2 protein-coding genes are annotated in these 758 nt (G+C 55.4%); both read right to left on the bottom strand.

Annotation, left to right across the window (positions count from 1 at the left end):
- Window positions 1-106: 106 nt before the first annotated feature.
- Window positions 107-301, bottom strand: coding sequence for a DUF1059 domain-containing protein (locus ACR0NZ_RS20630; protein WP_480521584.1), 195 nt, complete (start codon window positions 299-301; stop codon window positions 107-109).
- A 25-nt stretch (window positions 302-326) separates the two neighbouring features.
- On the bottom strand, window positions 327-758 hold a 432-nt coding region (locus ACR0NZ_RS20625; RefSeq protein WP_480521582.1), incomplete at its 5' end, for a GFA family protein.

The following is a 758-nucleotide window of genomic DNA, read 5'->3' as shown; positions in this document are numbered from 1 at the left end:
AAAGAGTCCGGTTAACCCACAGAAACCACCCTAGAGGTTTAATCTTTGGGTCGGCTTGGCAACGCTTGCCCATCCGTCAAAAAGAATTGCCCAACTAGGTCAGTTGTCATTTGGACGTTATCAATGTGCTCAGATAATCACGCGTTTCATTGTCCCACGAACTGGGGTTTTCCCCATGCGCGATGACGGCGTGAAGCTCCATCAGCTTCCAGACCTCATCCTTCGAACAGGCGGTGACCTCGCCGGGGCAGGTCTCCATGCCCTCGCAATCACGGCAGGCGTATGTGTAGGTTTCGCTCATAGTGTCCCTTTCTTGTTTGGTCGCATCAAAACTCCTGGAAGGTCGGCAGCCCATCGGCGAGCTTGATCCATGGCTGCTGGTGCGAGACAAAGACGTGCGACTTCGGTTCGACCACCGATGGGTCGTCGAGAGTGGCGGCAGCAAACCAAGCGTCAGAACTCCAATCTTGACCGTCCACCTCACCTTCTGCGGCATAGTTCAGTGTTGTCCCGCAATCGCCACAAAAGCCTCGGCGAACTCCGGGGGTCTTCTCGATCGTTTTGATGGTACCGCTGGTGACTTCGAAATTCTTCGCGGCCACTTTTGCCCAAGTCACGAAGGCGCCACCAAGCGCCAACTGGCAGGACCGGCAATGACAATGCGCTGACCATTCCGGCCGACCGGAAATCTCGTATCGTACGGCGCGGCAATAGCATCCACCCTTTAGCTTTTCCATCATCCGATCCTCCAACTGCAC

The sequence above is a fragment of the Ruegeria sp. AE3 genome (genome assembly GCF_056542225.1).
This window is presented reverse-complemented; position numbering and strand designations above follow the sequence as displayed.